Source organism: Sulfoacidibacillus ferrooxidans (genome assembly GCF_022606465.1).
Lineage (GTDB): Bacteria > Bacillota > Bacilli > Alicyclobacillales > SLC66 > Sulfoacidibacillus > Sulfoacidibacillus ferrooxidans.
This window is the reverse complement of the sequence record NZ_JALBUF010000001.1, coordinates 21,064-38,808: the sequence shown is the minus strand read 5'-3', so window position 1 is coordinate 38,808 and position 17,745 is coordinate 21,064. Positions and strand designations below refer to the sequence as shown.

At 44.6% G+C, this 17,745-nt stretch carries 21 protein-coding genes; 13 read left to right on the top strand and 8 right to left on the bottom strand.

The features are described 5' to 3' along the window. Nucleotides 1-53: 53 nt before the first annotated feature. Nucleotides 54-1,061, top strand: coding sequence for an alpha/beta hydrolase family protein (locus MM817_RS00195; protein ID WP_241711439.1), 1,008 nt, complete (start codon nucleotides 54-56; stop codon nucleotides 1,059-1,061). Between the two features lie 137 nt (nucleotides 1,062-1,198). Here the strand turns inward: MM817_RS00195 and MM817_RS00190 are convergent, their stop codons facing one another. Next, on the bottom strand, nucleotides 1,199-1,411 hold the full coding sequence (locus MM817_RS00190; protein ID WP_241711438.1) for a hypothetical protein: 213 nt from the start codon (nucleotides 1,409-1,411) through the stop codon (nucleotides 1,199-1,201). Between the two features lie 189 nt (nucleotides 1,412-1,600). Between MM817_RS00190 and MM817_RS00185 the strand changes: the two genes are divergently transcribed. Continuing rightward, nucleotides 1,601-2,056 (top strand): DUF1292 domain-containing protein, encoded by a 456-nt coding sequence (locus MM817_RS00185; protein ID WP_241711437.1) that lies wholly within the window; start codon nucleotides 1,601-1,603, stop codon nucleotides 2,054-2,056. Nucleotides 2,057-2,068: 12 nt separating this feature from the next. Here the strand turns inward: MM817_RS00185 and MM817_RS00180 are convergent, their stop codons facing one another. Then, entirely contained in the window at nucleotides 2,069-2,335 is a 267-nt protein-coding gene (locus tag MM817_RS00180) for a DUF3055 domain-containing protein (RefSeq protein WP_241711436.1), read from the bottom strand. 39 nt (nucleotides 2,336-2,374) lie between these two features. After that, nucleotides 2,375-2,839, bottom strand: coding sequence for an IDEAL domain-containing protein (locus MM817_RS00175; RefSeq protein WP_241711435.1), 465 nt, complete (start codon nucleotides 2,837-2,839; stop codon nucleotides 2,375-2,377). A 287-nt stretch (nucleotides 2,840-3,126) separates the two neighbouring features. Here MM817_RS00175 and clpP point away from each other — a divergent pair, with 287 nt between their 5' ends. The 3 genes from clpP to MM817_RS00160 all read left to right on the top strand — a co-directional run bounded on the left by clpP (nucleotide 3,127) and on the right by MM817_RS00160 (nucleotide 5,561). Then, nucleotides 3,127-3,723 carry an ATP-dependent Clp endopeptidase proteolytic subunit ClpP gene (clpP, locus tag MM817_RS00170; protein WP_272879634.1) on the top strand — a complete coding sequence of 199 codons (597 nt, stop codon included), beginning with the start codon at nucleotides 3,127-3,129 and terminating at the stop codon, nucleotides 3,721-3,723. Between the two features lie 65 nt (nucleotides 3,724-3,788). After that, the gene (locus MM817_RS00165) at nucleotides 3,789-4,847 is read left to right on the top strand and encodes an SAM-dependent methyltransferase (protein WP_241711433.1); all 1,059 of its coding nucleotides are present in this window, start codon (nucleotides 3,789-3,791) and stop codon (nucleotides 4,845-4,847) included. Nucleotides 4,848-4,964: 117 nt separating this feature from the next. Next, nucleotides 4,965-5,561 carry an RsfA family transcriptional regulator gene (locus MM817_RS00160; protein WP_241711432.1) on the top strand — a complete coding sequence of 199 codons (597 nt, stop codon included), beginning with the start codon at nucleotides 4,965-4,967 and terminating at the stop codon, nucleotides 5,559-5,561. Between the two features lie 50 nt (nucleotides 5,562-5,611). Here the strand turns inward: MM817_RS00160 and MM817_RS00155 are convergent, their stop codons facing one another. Further along, complete coding sequence (locus MM817_RS00155) at nucleotides 5,612-6,223, bottom strand: superoxide dismutase (RefSeq protein WP_241711431.1); 612 nt, start codon at nucleotides 6,221-6,223, stop codon at nucleotides 5,612-5,614. 116 nt (nucleotides 6,224-6,339) lie between these two features. After that, complete coding sequence (locus MM817_RS00150) at nucleotides 6,340-6,798, bottom strand: N-acetyltransferase (protein ID WP_241711430.1); 459 nt, start codon at nucleotides 6,796-6,798, stop codon at nucleotides 6,340-6,342. Between the two features lie 134 nt (nucleotides 6,799-6,932). Between MM817_RS00150 and MM817_RS00145 the strand changes: the two genes are divergently transcribed. After that, nucleotides 6,933-8,201, top strand: a complete 1,269-nt coding sequence (locus tag MM817_RS00145) for a Ger(x)C family spore germination protein (RefSeq protein ID WP_241711429.1) — start codon at nucleotides 6,933-6,935, stop codon at nucleotides 8,199-8,201. 11 nt (nucleotides 8,202-8,212) lie between these two features. Here MM817_RS00145 and MM817_RS00140 read toward each other — a convergent pair whose 3' ends face one another. Then, a complete protein-coding gene (locus MM817_RS00140) occupies nucleotides 8,213-8,662 on the bottom strand; it encodes a hypothetical protein (RefSeq protein WP_241711428.1) in 450 nt (149 codons plus the stop codon). A 253-nt stretch (nucleotides 8,663-8,915) separates the two neighbouring features. Here MM817_RS00140 and typA point away from each other — a divergent pair, with 253 nt between their 5' ends. Then, nucleotides 8,916-10,745 carry a translational GTPase TypA gene (typA, locus tag MM817_RS00135; protein WP_241711427.1) on the top strand — a complete coding sequence of 610 codons (1,830 nt, stop codon included), beginning with the start codon at nucleotides 8,916-8,918 and terminating at the stop codon, nucleotides 10,743-10,745. Here the strand turns inward: typA and ymfI are convergent. Further along, on the bottom strand, nucleotides 10,742-11,515 hold the full coding sequence (gene ymfI / locus MM817_RS00130) for an elongation factor P 5-aminopentanone reductase (protein WP_241711426.1): 774 nt from the start codon (nucleotides 11,513-11,515) through the stop codon (nucleotides 10,742-10,744). The genes typA and ymfI overlap by 4 nt on opposite strands. A gap of 160 nt (nucleotides 11,516-11,675) precedes the next feature. Between ymfI and MM817_RS00125 the strand changes: the two genes are divergently transcribed. Genes MM817_RS00125 through MM817_RS00105 form a run of 5 tightly spaced genes read left to right on the top strand, consistent with a single transcriptional unit; the run spans nucleotide 11,676 to nucleotide 16,510 of the window. Next, entirely contained in the window at nucleotides 11,676-13,016 is a 1,341-nt protein-coding gene (locus tag MM817_RS00125; RefSeq protein ID WP_241711425.1) for an acetyl-CoA carboxylase biotin carboxylase subunit, read from the top strand. Nucleotides 13,017-13,062: 46 nt separating this feature from the next. Then, on the top strand, nucleotides 13,063-13,275 hold the full coding sequence (locus MM817_RS00120) for an acetyl-CoA carboxylase biotin carboxyl carrier protein subunit (protein WP_241711424.1): 213 nt from the start codon (nucleotides 13,063-13,065) through the stop codon (nucleotides 13,273-13,275). A 3-nt stretch (nucleotides 13,276-13,278) separates the two neighbouring features. Then, nucleotides 13,279-14,202 carry a hydroxymethylglutaryl-CoA lyase gene (locus MM817_RS00115; protein ID WP_241711423.1) on the top strand — a complete coding sequence of 308 codons (924 nt, stop codon included), beginning with the start codon at nucleotides 13,279-13,281 and terminating at the stop codon, nucleotides 14,200-14,202. Between the two features lie 7 nt (nucleotides 14,203-14,209). Then, on the top strand, nucleotides 14,210-14,965 hold the full coding sequence (locus MM817_RS00110; protein ID WP_419723362.1) for an enoyl-CoA hydratase-related protein: 756 nt from the start codon (nucleotides 14,210-14,212) through the stop codon (nucleotides 14,963-14,965). A 9-nt stretch (nucleotides 14,966-14,974) separates the two neighbouring features. After that, nucleotides 14,975-16,510 carry an acyl-CoA carboxylase subunit beta gene (locus MM817_RS00105; protein ID WP_241711421.1) on the top strand — a complete coding sequence of 512 codons (1,536 nt, stop codon included), beginning with the start codon at nucleotides 14,975-14,977 and terminating at the stop codon, nucleotides 16,508-16,510. Between the two features lie 76 nt (nucleotides 16,511-16,586). On the opposite strand, the gene MM817_RS00100 is transcribed toward MM817_RS00105, so the two are convergent. Beyond that, nucleotides 16,587-16,865, bottom strand: coding sequence for a hypothetical protein (locus tag MM817_RS00100; RefSeq protein WP_241711420.1), 279 nt, complete (start codon nucleotides 16,863-16,865; stop codon nucleotides 16,587-16,589). Nucleotides 16,866-17,025: 160 nt separating this feature from the next. Between MM817_RS00100 and MM817_RS00095 the strand changes: the two genes are divergently transcribed. After that, a complete protein-coding gene (locus MM817_RS00095) occupies nucleotides 17,026-17,715 on the top strand; it encodes a hypothetical protein (RefSeq protein ID WP_241711419.1) in 690 nt (229 codons plus the stop codon). Nucleotides 17,716-17,745: the final 30 nt, after the last annotated feature.

Here is a 17,745-nt window from a genome sequence, read left to right as displayed (position 1 = left end):
TAGGCATGCGATGAAGAGTACGATTGATATAGATAACTGTGAGGGTGACGATCATGGCGCGGATGACACCATTTCTAAGTGGAGTGCACAGACGTGTCCGCATCGTGGCCATATATATCGTTACATGTGTACTCGTTAGTTTTTATTTTATTCCTATTATTCATACAGATGCGATGAATTACAGTGAAAAAAATGGAGAAATTGCATCGATGTCGTTAGTCAACCTAAAGGGTGAAATAGATAATCCCCATATCAATGTTTATAAGCTTTTTTATTGGAGCGATCAACAGAAGGTAGAGGCATTTCTTACGGAACCAAAGCGCAAAGGGCACTATCCACTTCTTGTGTTTTTACATGGAGGTTATGTTGTAGCTGATGCAAGGATTCAACACGCGAAGTACGGTCAACCAGCTATTGGCGTATATTCTTCTAAGATTATCACGATCACTCCCGAATACAGAGGGTATATGGAGAGCGGGGGAAGCGTTGCAGGTATGCTCGGTGACACAGTAGATGCACAAAATGCGATTCGGGCGGTGCTATCCCTTGGCGAAGTGAAACCAGATGACATTTATTTATGGGGTGTTTCTATGGGAGGTGGCGTTGCGCTGATGCTTGCCTCTACAATGAGTGACATTCGCGCAGTAGTTGCTACAAGTCCTTTCGTTGGGTATGATGTCACCGTTTCGCTAGCGCAACAATTGCACGAAAGTCGAGTGTATGACATCAGTTATATCGAGGATGCATATGGACCTAAAGGATCAGAACCTGCAAAGTATCTAGTCCGTTCTCCTATCGATCACATATCGGGTATAAAAGCCCCTGTCTTGTTACTTCAAGGAGAAGAAGACCATCACGTTATGTGGCAAGCAGTGCAATTGTTTTATGATAAAATGCGCATGCAATCGAAAGTTGTTGATATCAGACTCTATGCAACGGGACATCACACACTGGAAAATCATCATTACTATGCGTCGATGCGCGAGACGTTTAATTGGTTAGAGCGGTATGGTCTGCCCGGTCCATGGATGAAAAAAGTCATGGAAAATGGTGCTTTTTAAACAAGAAGCAGCCATAGTTATTTGATCGTAAAAAACTTCTTCACATCAGCATGCAGGATATCGCCTGTAAAATGGCTGTTGACATCACTCTGTATGTGGACATCTGGACTAAAGAAACGACCGTGTGTAGGGTGATGTCAAGATGCGTTGGTTGGCTTATGATGTTTGTGTTTTACATTGTATTTTTTAAACGGTTCATCGCGTTTATTATCAAATCCATCAGCAATTACCCCGATGATAATACTAAGCGCGAGGCAGATGCCAAGTATGATCTGTTGTCCAAGCACAAGCCCAGCGAGTGCAAATGCAAAAATAAGTGCATAAAACAGATAGCGAATACCGCGTGGCATAAATTTCAAACTCCTTTTTGAACAATATTTCAATGCTTGCAGTTTATATTTCTTTTTATTATAGCTGAAAAACCGTGCTGAGTCATGCTTTTCGTAAAATGATGGACGGTCTACTTGTGATATAATCATCGTGAGAATGATGGTTATTTTGTGTTTTTGATCTAGTTTATGTGAGGGGATGAGTGGAGCATGGCTACTTCGCCACAGATACAGTTTCCGCGTGCCGAATATTTGCCTTTTTTCTATGAAGATACGCATCTTTTATATATTATTTTTCAACGGGAATCACATCGGGAACTTTATTTAATTCGCGATACGGAAGACGCGAGTTTACAGTTAGATTATCCGGGGGCGTTATTTGAGGAAAAAGTGCGCGATGCTGTGGATCGAGTATTATTAGTTGAGATGTCAGAGGATGGGGGAGAACCAAAGCACCTAGCTTTAGGTACATATTTCCCTGTGGATGACGATACGTACGGCGCTTACTACGAGCGCGGCACGGATGAGCAAACTTTATTTTTTATGCAGATTGTTGGCGAAGGAGACACGGCCTCGCTCGAAGCAGTAGTTGATCCGAGCGAACACGCGCGTGTATCGGATGCATTTATGGAGCGGTACGGAAATTTCTTTTCTGTAGGTCAGTAACGAGTCACTTCGTTAAAGATTTGTACTAAGAAAGGCAGATAGTTCAGTTGCTTCAGTTACATCAATAGAAAATGATGTAGCGATGTAGTCGCTGTCTTCTGCCTCTTGTGCTGTTAAAATAGCCATACGACCAGTCTGTGTTGAAATCACTAGCTTTTTTCCAAAAAAGTGCTGTGTAGTGACGATAATCAAATCGTAGTGAGAATTCTCCCCGATAAAACCTACATAGCGTACCGCGCAATCTTCGGTTTCGTCGTACATGATGTCTAATGATTCCATATCTAAACTCCAGTCGTGATTCGCTCATAGAGATGCTTACTAGGGCGAAATGTGTATGCTTCCTGCATCTAAGATCTGTTGCAATTCCGCTGTATATGCCATAAATGCTGCGCGATCCTTACGGTCCAATGCATCATCTATAGCGGCACGAAGCGTGTTTTTGTCGTTGTACTGCGCCTCAATGTGCGCTAACATCTCTTTAATGTGAGCTGGCACTTGGATATGAGGGATATTCACAAATAAATACAGCGTTTGATCTTGTTTAAAAAACAGATCAAGTAAAGTGACAATGTTTTTAGATTCGGAAACCTTTTGCAAAACTCCGTCAACTGGTAGACGAGCGATCATTCCATGGCGGCCGATAATCAGTAAAGGCACTTTATCCATGACGATGGTAATTATTTCGACATGGTCGCGATGTGAGTCTAAGACTTTAATCACGCGCTGTGCTCCAGATGGCAGTAGTTTTACGCGCAGAGCATCTAATTCGGTTTGGGTAATCATGTTTATCGCTCCCTGAAAAGAAAGTGGCTTTTCGGGTCAATCGTGCAAACGATAAATGATGACATTCCTTTTCTTTTATCATACGAATTTTTACTGGATCTCACAACCCCGTTATTTCACCCAACTTAAAAATAACGGGGTTCCTGCAGGGAAGGATGAATATCCATTGAGCAATTGTTGTGAGCATTTTATTAGCTCGCAAAATGTGATATGATACCACTGAAATAAAAAGGATCGGAAGTGGCCGATCCTTTTTACATACTCATGATATAGGGAAGAAGAATCACCTGAAGGAGGAATATGAGATGAGCGTCATCCCGACAGTTATCGAACAAACAAGCCGTGGAGAAAGAGCTTATGATTTATATTCACGCTTGTTAAAAGACCGCATTATATTTTTGGGTTCAGAAATTGATGATGATGTGGCCAATGCGATTGTCGCACAATTACTTTTTTTAGCGTCAGAAGATGCAGAGAAAGACATATTTTTATATATTAATAGCCCAGGTGGGTCTGTTTCGGCAGGGCTTGCGATTTATGACACGATGAACCTGATTAAACCTGACGTCGCGACGATCTGTGTAGGATTAGCAGCTTCAATGGGAGCTATTTTACTTGTTGGTGGCGCAAAAGGGAAGCGCTCAGCATTGCCAAATAGCGAGATTATGATTCACCAACCACTTGGAGGCCAACGTGGACAGGCGAGCGATATTAAAATTGCGGCTGATCATATCTTGCGTACACGCGATCGGTTGAATCGTATTCTTGCAGATCATTCTGGTCAACCTTTAGAGCAGATTGATAAAGATACAGACAGGGATTTCTTTATGTCAGCACAAGAAGCTAAAGAATACGGAATCATTGACCAGGTATTGATTTCATGAGTTCTTCTGTATATCCGTTTTCTTCGTATATGCACAATGCATTGTATGGAGATCAAGGCTACTACATGACAAAACGTAGTCGCTTCGGCCGTTCAGGTGACTTTTATACGAGCGCTCAGGTGTCACCGCTATTTGGTGCCCTGTGGGCTCGTTTTATCTTAGAAGAACACAAAATGAACGACGTTCCCTTATGCGTGGTGGAATTGGGCTGTGGTGATGGTGATTTTGCGGCGGCTGTTATCGCTGAGTGGTTGCGTATTGGGGCTACAAGGTGGCGAGATATAGTGTATGTGGCTATCGATGTGTCTGCTGTAGCGCGTGCGCGTACAACTAAACGGTTGAACGAACTTGTAGGTGAAGAACATGCCAATACCATGACGATCTATGTAGAACCATCTGTTACTGCACTGAAGGAAAGATTAGATCCGCGCGTGCAAGATGGATTTGTCATTGGGAATGAAGTATTAGATGCGCTACCTTGTGATATTGTTCGCGTGGATCAAGAGGGTCGTGTTTGGCGTTTAATGGTCAGTAGTGATAGACCTTCATCTCTAGAATCGCTAGGTTATCTAGAGGGTCCATTTCAAGGGAAACTATATGCCACTGTTTTTGAACAAGTGACAGACGGACCCTTGTATGACTACGCTATTCACTATCTGCTACCGGTTGTTTTAGAACAAGATGCAGAAGTAGTAGTGACAGAAGTTCAATCCAATCTCGCTCGTTTTCTTGAAGAAATCGTAGAGGCCATTGCGCCAAAGCAGATAGCGTTTATCGATTACGGTGGATGGACAAGGGATGTTGTGGGGTTAGATCGGCCGCATGGTTCACTACGTGCTTATGAGCACCATCAGTTTGTCGATGCATGGATGGATCGATCTGGAGAAGTGGATTTGACCTACGATATTGATTTTACTGCAGTGGTGGATGTAATGGAGAAGTGTGGGTACCACATGGATCGTGTTGTGCGACAAGGTGCATTTTTGATGAACATATCTTCCTTGCAAGACGTGTATGGTGCTATGCAGGACACAGATCCGATGATAAGTCAAAAGTTAAAACAACTTGTCTTGCCAGGGGGCTTTGGAGATCGATTCATGGTTGCACTTGCGACGCGAAAATAGGGAAAAATAGTTGTTAAATATCTTCTGACAAAGTTATTCAATTCATAGTGATGGTTTGTTGTAGTGCTTGCATATATATACCCGTAGAAGCCTCGTATTTGGAGGGGTATAACGGGCATGAAAACGATAAGACAGGATGCGTGGACTCCTGAAGATGACGCCGAACTGGCCGAAATTATTTTGCGCCACATTCGTGAGGGCAGTACCCAATTAGCCGCATTCGAGGAAGGTGCGCAAGCCCTAAAACGCACGTCGGCAGCCTGTGGATATCGCTGGAATGCTTGCGTACGAAAACAATTTTTAGCTGCGATTGACTTTGCTAAACTCGAGCGAAGAGAGCATCGTGATGAACGGCTAAGACATCCGCTACAACAAGCGGATGAGGGGGAAGAGGCGCAAAGCCACGCTCTGACATGGAATGCGGTTTTACGGTTTTTAAGGCAATATCGGCGAGATTTTATGTCGCTACAGACGCGCGTCAAACAATTGGAGCGCGATGTAGATACAGCACGCCAAGAGGTAGATAAGTTGCGCAAAGATAAAGTTGATTTGTTGCAACGATTACACGATTTATCTACTGAGTACCAGATGATCAATGAGGACTACAAAGCCCTTCTTGAGATTGTGGATCGAGCGCGCAAACGTCAATTGGGTGAAGCGCGTGCAGTTCACGATGTGGCAGTACATATTACTGATCACGAAGAAGACGCATAAAGAAGAGGCAAGCGAGGTTATCCCCGTTTGCCTCTTCTTTATGCGATCACTTACTTCGCGTTTGCGTAGTTTTCATCAGCTTGTGGCCAATTGATAACATTCCAGAAAGCGCCGATATAATCTGCACGCTTATTTTGATACTTTAGGTAATACGCATGCTCCCAGACGTCTAGTCCAAGTATCGGCGTGAGACCATCCATGTATGGGCTATCTTGGTTAGCCGTACTTATAATGGAGAGTTTGCCAGACTGATCGACAACAAGCCATGCCCAACCGCTACCAAAACGAGTGGCTGCAGCTTTTACAAAGTCTTCTTTGAATTTAGCAAAGCTACCAAATTCTTTATTGATTGCTTCTGCCAATGCGCCTGTTGGTTCGCCGCCACCATTTGGACTCAGCAATTTCCAAAACATAGTGTGATTGACGTGGCCGCCACCGTTGTTACGAACTGTGGCGCGAATGGATTCTGGTACATCATTAATATGTTTTAAGAGATCAATTGCAGTTTTTGCTTGTAAGTCAGGATGCTTTTCAAGTGCAACGTTCAAGTTGTTTGTGTATGCAACATGATGACCATCGTGATGGACGGTCATTGTTTTGGCATCAATGTGCGGTTCTAGTGCATCTGCAGCGTATGGAAGTGCTGGTGTTTCAAATGCCATAAAAGTCCCTTCTTTCCCTTGAATATGTAGCTTGTCGACTGCTACGAGGCGACTTAACTCATTTCCATTATAGCACAATCAGCAGAAAAGACGTGATGTACATTTGTTACGTGTACTTATCTTTCATCATTTGGAATCCATACGTAGGGATTTTCGCCACGGTCTCTTTGCGCATCGTATTTCACCGGGGTAAATCCAAGTTGTAAAAAGAATGGGTGAGATTGACCGCGCACATTGACTTTAATAGCATGTCCTAGGGATTTAGCATAGGTCACAAGTTGTGTGCCGAGTCCTCTTCCTTTTGAACCTGGGAGTACTTCAAGTTTCCAAAGCTCTAGATAATCTCTTGGAGGATCGAAGTATCGGTCGTACTTCGCGTTAATGGGATACAAGCTCATTCGAGCAACTAATGTACCATCTTCGTATATGCCATAAAACGGGCTATCCACTTGATTTTCTACCATGTTTTCATGTAATTCATCTAACATTGAGAGTTCTTCAAGACCGTTTTCTGTAAAACGTTTAAATTGTTCTAGTGTATGATAATTGATTTGTAAACGAACGACGTCAAACATAAGCTCCCCTCCTTTACCTTCTTCATTATTATACACAAATGCAAAACAAAATTTTGTGTATTCTCTTTGCTTGTCATACATAAGCTGACCCCTTCTTAAACAGGTTATAGAGAATGATGGAAGGAGTTACATGCATGGCGTATAAAAAATGGGTTGGATTTGTAACGACATTTCTCGTCGGAAGTATATTGTTAACTGGTTGTTACGATCGAGCGGAGCTTGAAGAGCAAGCCTTTCTTGTCACGATGGGGATTGACAAGCAAAAAAAAGGCAATGATCTCGTGGTCACTGGACGCGTTGCCGTGCCAAGTAAATTGTCTGGATCAAGTAGTGGAGGAGGTGGGGGTGGAGGTGATTTTTTATCCACAACTCCTGTGGTATCAGCAACTGGGAAAAGTATTCATGAGGCATTTGATGTGATGAATGCAGGTGTAGAGCGCACGATCAATTTATCGCACCTATCAGCTATTATGTTTGGCGAGCGTGCTGCAAGACAAGGAATTCTCCCGTACATGCGTGCACTTGTGCGGTATCGGGAATTTCGCAGAACACTGTATCTCTATGTAGTAAAAGGGAGTCTGGGAGAACTATTTTTGCATGATAAGCCAGTACTTGAAACATCGGCTACACGAGTGATAGAAGATTTACAGGAATCCAGTCAACGAACGGGGTTTGCGCCTTCGATACAAGTGCATGAATTGATGAATGCGCTGGAGATGCCAAATGTTGATCCTGTGCTTCCTGTATTAAGTGAAAATGAACAGGTAGCGAAAGAGTCAAAAAAAACCTCTGGATCGACAGACGATTTGCGTGAAAATAGTGCGACAACAGAGCCTGGTCACTTGAACAGAGCTGGTGGTAATCCTATTGAGTGTGTGGGAACGGCCGTCTTTCGCAACGACCGTATGGTACTGATATTAGATGGGGAACACTCGCGATATATGCAATTGTTATCTGGTCGCTTGCATAGGGCGCTAGTTGTTGTCGATTCGCCTATTGGCGTAAAAAGTTCAGTTAGTCTTATGCTTCATGATGCACAGCCAGAGAAGGTGTCGTTGTCACTTTCCGGGAAAAAGAAGACGTTAGATATTACGCAAGTTTTTGAAGGGACATTAATTGGTGATCAAACCAATGCGTCTTATGTGAATCCTGCGGCAAGACATTTGCTTGAGCAAAAAATAGCTGCGGATTTGTCCAGACAGGAACTTGCATTAATAAAGGAGATGTACACGCGCTATGACGTTGATCCATTTGAGTTCTTTCGCTATGCGCGAGGTCAATTTCCTACGTTTGATGCAATGGAAAACTATGATTGGCATAAGCAGTTGCCAAAAATAGTGACAAGGCTACATGTAAAAGTGATTGTGCGTCGATTAGGTACACAGTTAGATCCGCCCGAATAAGTCTGTTCGTACTAAAATGGCACATGGCGGGGTAGGCGAATCATTTGACCTGTGATCGGATCGATGACAATCATGCCAGGTGGTGGAGTGGTTGCTGGAGGATCTTTTGGAATTTGATGTACAGAAGGTGACGTTTGCGAAGCCGGTGTATCAGGTACATCTGTGACCTCCGCTTCAATTGTAGGTTCACTATCGTTTTGCTGTGACTGCTGCATTTGCTTCCACAAAGTTCCTGCAAGTGCTGACGCCATTTGTAACATCAGAGGATTTTGTAAAATAGATTGAAGTGCAGTGCTATCTTTGATGCCGTCTGGCAAAACAGCTCCGCGAATAGATTCAGCTACTTGAGTTATCAAAACGAGGTATTCTTCTGGTGTTACATGTAATGCACGGCTCTCAGTAACGACGCGTTGTCTAATATTCGGTGGAACATTCCATAAGCGTTTTTTCTTTGGCTTCATGTCATCACACCTATACTTGTTTTAGAAAGGGAAATTGGAATGCAAGGCAGTAGAAAAAAAGGGTGGCTACAAGTTGTGTATTTGGCATCCATTGCATTCGGCTTTGCATGTATCTTATGGTTTGCCATTAAGTATGGTTACGGTGCAGGATAGGTTAAAAGAAAATTTTAATAAAATTAGCCGTTACCAACTTAACTGTGCTACAATAAACTGTCAAACAAAATGAGATAGACGGAGAGGGACGGATTTTTAAGTGAAACATCTTCGTAATATAGCTATTATCGCTCACGTTGACCATGGTAAGACGACATTGGTTGACCAATTGCTACGCCAATCAGGAGTTTATCGAAGTAATGAAGCGGTTACTGAACGAGCCATGGATTCTAGTGACCTCGAACGGGAACGCGGGATTACCATTCTTGCAAAAAATACAGCCATTCAATATCAAGATTACTTGATTAACATTGTAGATACACCTGGTCATGCTGATTTTGGCGGAGAAGTAGAGCGCATTATGCAGATGGTCGACGGTGTGTTGTTAGTCGTCGATGCGTTTGAAGGGTGTATGCCACAAACGCGCTTTGTGTTGCGTAAGGCACTCGACCAAAAATTAGTGCCGATTGTCGTCATTAATAAGATTGATCGCCCGATGGCGCGCCCACTTGAAGTAGTAGATGAGGTCCTGGAATTATTTATGGATCTTGGGGCGTCAGATGAACAAATTAATTTTCCTGTCGTCTATGCATCTGCTGTCAATGGAACTGCGACACTTGATGTTGAGCAGCCAAGTCCTGATTTTCGCCCGTTGTTTGAGTCGATTATCGAGACTATTCCTGAACCAACTGACGATGCAGAAGGTCCACTACAATGGCAAGCTAGCATTTTGGATTACAGCGAATTTTTAGGCCGGATTGGCATTGGACGGATTGTTCGCGGTACGATTAAACTGGGTCAACAAGTGGTTGTTATGAAACAAAATGGTGAATTATCGCAACAGCGAGTCACGAAGTTGTATGGATTTCGCGGATTGCGTCGCGTTGAATTGGAAACGGCAAGCGCAGGGGAGATCGTCGCTGTGGCAGGTCTTGGTGATCTGACTGTTGGCGAGACTGTGGCTGATATCAACGCACCAGAAGCACTGCCAACGATTCCGATTGAAGAACCGTCGTTGCAGATGACGTTTGTTGTCAACGACAGTCCTTTTGCAGGTCTTGAAGGAACGCACGTGACGTCGCGCAAATTGCGTTCGCGCTTATATGCGGAGCTTGAAAAGGATGTTAGTTTACGCGTTGAAGACACGGAGTCTCCAGATGCGTTCTTGGTTTCTGGTCGAGGCGAATTGCACTTGTCGATTTTGATTGAAACGATGCGCCGTGAAGGATATGAAATGCAAGTGTCTAAACCGCGCGTTATCTTCAAGAGGGATGAAAACAATAAACTCCTTGAGCCTATAGAGCATGTGATTATCGATGTTCCAGAAGAACACGTAGGCACTGTGATGGAGCGACTCGGTGGACGTCGAGGCGAGTTGGTACAGATGATTCAAGGAACATCTTCCACACGCTTAGAGTTTCATGTTCCTGCACGAGGATTGATAGGCTTTCGTTCTGAACTGCTAACTGCGACGCGTGGCTATGGGACGATGCATCACACGTTCTTACACTATGAGCCGTATAAAGGTGATATTTCAGATCGTCAAAGCGGCGTGTTAGTTGCAAGTGAAGCTGGTACTTCTACGGCATATGCGATTGCCTCAGTGGAAGAGCGCGGTGTGCTCTTTATTACACCAGGTGCGCAAGTGTATGCAGGTATGATCGTTGGAGAGCACTCTCGCGACAATGATCTTGTGGTCAATGTTTGTCGTGAAAAGCATATGAGCAACGTGCGTTCGGCGACCAAAGATGATACCTCGCGCCTTAAAGCGCCGCGTATTCTTTCACTTGAAGCTGCTCTGGAATATTTGGCTGATGATGAGTACTGTGAAGTGACGCCTAAAACCATTCGCTTGCGCAAGAAGAAGTTAAATAAGAGTGAGCGTGAACGGGCACAAAAGCAGTCTAATTTTCAAGATGTGCAATCTTAAATTACAAGACCACCATTTGGACTAATGACTTGGCCTGTGATAAAAGAAGCGTTAGGACTGACGAGAAAGAGTACGGCAGTCGCAACATCAATGGGAGTTCCTAAACGACCAACGGGTGTTTCCCGAGTTAGTTGGTCTAGGTCTTCTTCTGTTAAATGGCTTAACATATCTGTTTCGATGGCGCCAGGTGCAACTGCATTGACAGTTACGCCAGATGGCGCCACTTCTTTTGCTAATGCCTTAGTAAGCGCGAGTAATCCCCCTTTTGAAGCTGAATAAGCGACTTCAAGAGACCCTCCAGATATCCCCCAAATAGATCCTATATTGACAATGCGCCCATACTGTGCGCGGATCATGGCAGGTAAAACTGCTTGAGCGCAGAAAAATGGTGCTTTTACATTTGCATTCATCAGTTCATCAAATGTTTTTTCTTTTGTGTCGAGAAATAATTCTGCATGTGCAAGACCAGCGTTATTTACCAAAATGGAAGGCGTGCCAAGTAGTACGTTTGTGTCTGTGACCAACTGGTTAATTGCTTGTTGATTAGTAACATTGGCTTGAATGGCAATTGCTTTTGACCCGTAAGATTGACATTGTGCAGCTACCTCTAATGCGGCATCGCGTTGTACAAGATAGTTAATCGCAACCGCCGCTCCTGCCTTAGCGAGAGTGCGAGCGATCTCAGCACCAATCCCGCGCGATGCGCCTGTAACTAATGCTACTTGTCCAAATAAAGGGCGTGTTGTGGAAAACGATTGATCCAGTGACATGGTTAATCCCACCTATACAATTACTTTTTGTTTCCGTCATGGTAAAATAGTACTGTGCATGATCATAGCACTATTTTATACTCTTCTGTAGTGCAGAGCACTTATTCTCCATCCAATACCTTGTTGTTTATTAGATCTCGATGGTTAGGAGATGCTGTTTTTGTTTAAGAAAATATTGATTGCAAACCGCGGTGAAATTGCTTGTCGCATCATTCGTGCCTGTCATGAGATGGGGATACAAGCAGCTGTTATTTATAGTGAGGCGGATGCCAATGCCTTGCATGTGCAGTTAGCCGATGAAGCGCACTTAGTTGGACCGAGTCCTGTGGCACAAAGTTATTTGCAAAGTGCAAAGATTGTAGAGATCGCAAAAGCATGTGGAGCGGATGCTATTCATCCAGGGTATGGTTTGCTCTCTGAAAATGCATCCTTTGCAAGCGCTTGTATCGATGCAAAACTTGTTTTTATCGGGCCTAGTCCTGATGCCATTGCACGCATGGGTAGTAAAGTAGAAGCACGACAAGTGGCTCTTGAAGCAGGAGTTCCTGTTGTGCCCGGATCACCGGGAGCTGTCGCAGATGAAGATGAGGCTGCTTCGATGGCTTCTTCTATGGGATATCCAGTGATGTTAAAAGCATCAGCTGGCGGTGGTGGCATTGGTATGGTCGTTGCCCATGATGAAGCTGCTTTACGTGTTGCCTTTGCTTCCTCTTCAAAGCGAGTGCTTTCTTATTTTGGTGATGGTACCATGTACATTGAGAAGTACATTGAGCGTCCTCGTCATGTGGAAATCCAAGTATTAGCTGATCAATACGGGCATGCAGTTCACCTTGGAGAAAGGGAGTGCAGCATTCAGCGGCGTCATCAAAAGATTGTGGAGGAATCACCTTCACCTGTTGTCGATCATGCATTGCGAGAGCGTATGGGAACTGCGGCTTTAGCACTGGTTCACGCATTGCATTATACTGGAGTAGGAACTGTGGAGTTCTTATTAGATCAAGTAGGCAATTTTTATTTTTTAGAGATGAATACGCGTTTGCAAGTGGAACACCCTGTAACTGAGGAAGTGATGGGCGTTGATCTCGTTTTGTGGCAATTGCGAGTTGCGATGGGAGAAGCGCTCGATCATCGCGTGATGGATCGAAAACCGCAAGGACATGCCATGGAATGCCGCATCTGTGCAGAAGATCCCACGCGTTTTTTTCCTTCGCCTGGAACGATCACCGAGTTGCATATACCTGAGGGAATTGGCGTGCGAAATGAGATCGGTGTAAGACTAGGAGACACTATTACGCCATTTTATGACCCCATGTTTGCAAAACTCATCGTATATGGAACCGATCGTCTAGACGCTCGCAACAAGATGATCCATGCGCTTGCAGCATATCAAGTGGCTGGTATTAAGACTAATATCCCTCTTTTACAACGGGTACTTGAGAATGACGCGTTTGCACAGGGAGATACCAATACTGCGTTTATTCACGAACAATTTGGGTTGTAGTGATGGCTTGTTGGCACTTATTTGAATATGAGAAGGGGATTACATCATGAAAACGATTGTATCTACTATGGCTGGAACGGTGTTTAAGCTTGTAGTATCAGTTGGTCAGGATGTGCATGAAGGGGATGATGTCATCATCTTAGAATCCATGAAGATGGAAGTTCCAGTGTCTGCAGAGTTTTCGGGAAAAGTAGCAAAGGTTCTCATCGGAGAAGGGGATTTTGTCAATGAGGGCGATGCACTTGTGGAGTTGGAATAACCGATGAGGCTACCACAGGAAGTGACTATTTGGGAAGTAGGACCGCGAGATGGTTTGCAAAATGAACCTACTCGCTTATCCACGGAGGAGAAAATTGCCTGGATCGATAGTTTGACCGATACGGGATTGACGCATATTGAAGTGACTAGTTTTGTCAGTCCGCGCTGGATTCCGCAACTGGCTGATGCGGCAGAGGTATTTGCTGGTATAAAAAAGAAACCAGGTGTGGTGTACAGTGCTCTTGTTCCTAATCAACAAGGGTTAGAACGTGCTCTAGAAGTAGGAATGGAAGCGGTAGCTGTTTTCATGTCAGCGAGCGAATCGCACAATAAAAAAAATATTAATAAAACAATCGCGCAAACTTTGCCGGTATTACACTCTGTGACACAAATGGCAAAAGCTCAGCGTGCATATGTGCGAGGGTATGTCTCGACTGTCTTTGGGTGTCCGTATGAAGGGGAAGTTGACGTAGATCAGGTGTTGCAGATCGCACTCTCGTTACTGGAAGATGGCGTTGATGAAATTTCACTTGGCGATACGATCGGAGTGGCAACGCCACTTCAAACGGAGCGCGTACTTGAACGTTTACTAAAGGAGATTCCTCAAGACCGGTTGGCATTACATATGCATGATACGCGCGGTACAGCTCTTGCCAATATCTTAGTTGGGCTCACTATGGGCATTACAAAAATCGATAGTGCTTTAGGTGGTTTAGGTGGTTGTCCATATGCACCAGGCGCTTCCGGCAACGTGGCTACAGATGATCTCTTGTATTTACTAGAAGGATGTAAAGTAAACACGGGGATCGATCAAGCTGCATTGCTTTCGTCGCTCGTCCTTTTGCAAAACAGTGTGGGACATCCTTTACATAGTCATGCGAGTAAGATCTTTCAAGCGCAAGGAGGGGATAGTTGTGGCACTGTGTGAACTGACTATGAATGACCATGTTGCGACACTTACTTTACAGCGTGAGGAAGCCATGAACGCATTGTCTGAAGTGCTATTGGAAGAAATGCTCGTACACCTACAGGCGATAGATCAAGATGAAACGGTGCGTTGTGTGGTGATCACTTCAGGATCAGAGCGCGCATTTTGCGCTGGAGCTGATTTAAAAGAACGGCGTGGAATGAACGAAGAGCAGGTTAGGACTGCTGTTACTCGCATTCGTTCGGTGATCGAAGCAGTAGCTGCACTAAAAATGCCAACTATCGCAGCTGTAAGAGGTGTAGCGCTAGGCGGTGGGCTTGAATTGATGCTTGCTTGTGATGTGCGCGTTGTCGCGGATACCGCACTACTTGGACTCACGGAGACGAGACTTGCGATCATTCCTGGAGCTGGTGGAACGCAACGTCTCGCACGCATCGTGGGACTTGGACGCGCAAAAGAATTGATTTTTACAGGTCGGCGATTTACAGGAACTGAGGCATTTTCATTTGGGTTAGCAGAATACGTAGTTGCCGTTACAGATGTGCTAAAAACAGCGACAGCAGTGGCGCAACAGATAGGCGAGGGTGGACCAGTGGCTTTGCGAGCTGCAAAGCGGGCTATACAAAGTGGGGCAGATGTATCACTTGAAGAGGGATTGCACATTGAAATGTCAGCTTATGAAGAGGTATTGGGAACACAAGATCGTTTAGAAGGTCTACAAGCGTTTGCACAAAAACGTAAACCACAGTATACAGGACAATGAGGTGGAGTAGTGAGCAACACAGAGAATCGATCACTGAATGAATGGACACAAGCGATCACAACAGGTGGCGCGCAGAAATATCACGAAAAAAACGCTGAAGTAGGAAAATTATTTGTTCGAGAGCGTTTGCGTTTATTGTTTGATGAGGACTTAGATGCAGAAGACGGTATGTTTGCAAATGCACTTGCAGGTGACTTGCCGGCTGATGGAGTTGTGACAGGGCTAGGGCGTATCCATGGACAAACAGTTGCAGTGATGGCCAATGATTCTACTGTGAAAGCAGGATCATGGGGTTTTCGCACGGTAGAGAAAATCATCCGCATTCAGGAAACGGCGATGAAAATGCAAATTCCGTTGGTGTACTTAGTGGACTCGGCGGGTGCTCGAATTACCGATCAAATTGACATGTTTCCGGGGCGTCGTGGCGCTGGACGGATCTTTTACAATCAAGTAAAAATGTCTGGGATGATCCCTCAAGTCTGTGTGTTGTTTGGACCCTCGGCTGCAGGTGGCGCCTATATTCCTGCATTTTGTGACATTGTCATTATGGTTGAAGGAAATGCGAGCATGTATCTAGGATCACCGCGGATGGCAGAGATGGTGATCGGGGAGAAAGTCACGCTAGAAGAGATGGGCGGAGCACGGATGCACTGTTCTGTCAGTGGGTGTGGCGATGTATTAGCACCAGATGAGCCACATGCCATTATGGCGGCTCGTACGTACTTATCGTATTTTCCAGCAAACTATTTGGCACCTGTACCGCGTGTTCCAGCGCTTGATGTGGTGTCGGGTAAAAAAGCAGTATCGGAGCTGATTCCCCAAAATCAAAATGCTCCATTCAATATGTATGACCTTATTGATCAGTTAATTGATGAAGGTAGCTTCTTTGAAATCAAGCGCCTTTTTGCCGGTGAGTTAATTACTGGGTTGGCGCGGATTGATGGGCGCTCCGTAGGTATTGTGGCCAATCAACCACGTGTAAAAGGTGGCGTCTTATTTGTGGATTCTGCCGATAAAGCAGCGAGATTTGTGACACTTTGTGATGCTTTTAATATCCCTCTGATCTTTCTTGCAGACGTTCCAGGATTTATGATTGGGACGAAAGTTGAACGTGCCGGCATGATTCGTCATGGTGCGAAAATGATCGCAGCGATGGCGGAAGTCACCACTACTAAAATTTCAGTCATTGTGCGTAAAGCGTATGGTGCAGGTCTGTATGCAATGGCTGGTCCCGCATTTGATCCAGATGTCTGTATTGCTTTACCGAGTGCTCAAATTGCAGTAATGGGTCCTGAGGCAGCAGTAAATGCTGTGTACTCCAACAAAATTGCAGAGTTAGCTGAGCCTGAAAAATCAGAGTTTGTGGAACAAAAAAGAGAAGAGTATCGTGCGGATATCGACGTTTATCGCTTAGCGTCGGAACTTGTCGTTGATGCTATTATTGCGCCTGATGATTTGCGGCATGAACTTGTCGTGCGGTTACAAGAATACGAAGCGAAGAATGTCGTATTCGCGCGACGCAAGCACTCCGTGTACCCAGTGTAAAAAGCATATAGATGATGCATGCATGAGCACCTCTTGATCGGACAACTGTCAGTGTCCTTTAAGAGGTGCTGTATATTTACATTAAAGGATATTGTTGATTCTCCTCGATGTTTTCTAATTCTTGTCCAATTTTGCGTTTCATACGTTCAAATTGTGCTTCTGCTACAACATCCTCGACTTCTTCTTTTGCTACCTCAATCCATTTGCGCGCACTTTCTGACATGGCTAAAGCACCTGTTGCGACTGCGGCGGAAGCTGGTTTAAGTTGTTTTTTTAATACGGGTATGATAATAGTTGCAAACAAACCAATGCCAATGCCAATGACGATACTCTCCATACTATGTGCTTTCCTCAATGTATTGATCCTCCTAGTATCCTCTTCTATACCAAAATCTGTGGATGTATGAAATACCCTTCCACAGATGAGCCTGATTCATGCATGTAGTCCGCACTTTTCGCATGCACTTATCTGACTTGGGGATGCTATAGGAGGAGAGGATAAAGGAGGGGAAGTCATGGCGATGAAAGACTTTGGCAAAGTGCTGAAAACAGATTATCCAGTAGGGTGGGTGACTGTAGGTGTTGCTGTGTTACTCACAGTGCCTTCAGTGCGAAATTTTATACGCAAAACGACTGTGCAAACGGCAGTTGGGGTCATGGCCATAAGTGATCGCGTGAAACAATGGGCACAACAGCCTGAGGAGAGTCATGAACCTACAGGAAACCGTGAGCATCTTGACGATACGGTAGAAAGTGCACAGACACATGAATGGCATGAGCAGAACGAAAAGCAACAGCCATTTGTGCGCAAAGCGGTCGTGGGAGGTTTGGCGACAGCGATGAATGCTACTGATGGAGTGATCGAGGGGACAAAGGATTTTTTTAGTCGCAAAGTGCGATTTGCAGGTGCCAATCGCGCACAGGCAGTTGAGATTGGTCAAATTGGACAAATCGATGACGATCTACCCCACCGTTTACCTGATCATTTGATGCCACAATCACACGATGCTAGAGCGGTAAAACATACACATGGGGGACAAATGCCACCTGATTTTGCCGTTAAGAATGCGGATGCATTGGTGCAATTCGCAAATGATATGAAGCAAGTGGGCGCAGGGTTTAAACCAGAATATGAACGGATGGTAGATCTTGTTCAAAAAGAGAGTAACCAGACAAACGATGATGATCTAGGCACGTATCATTAGCTTGTACTGTTTCATAAAAAGCGCGAGATG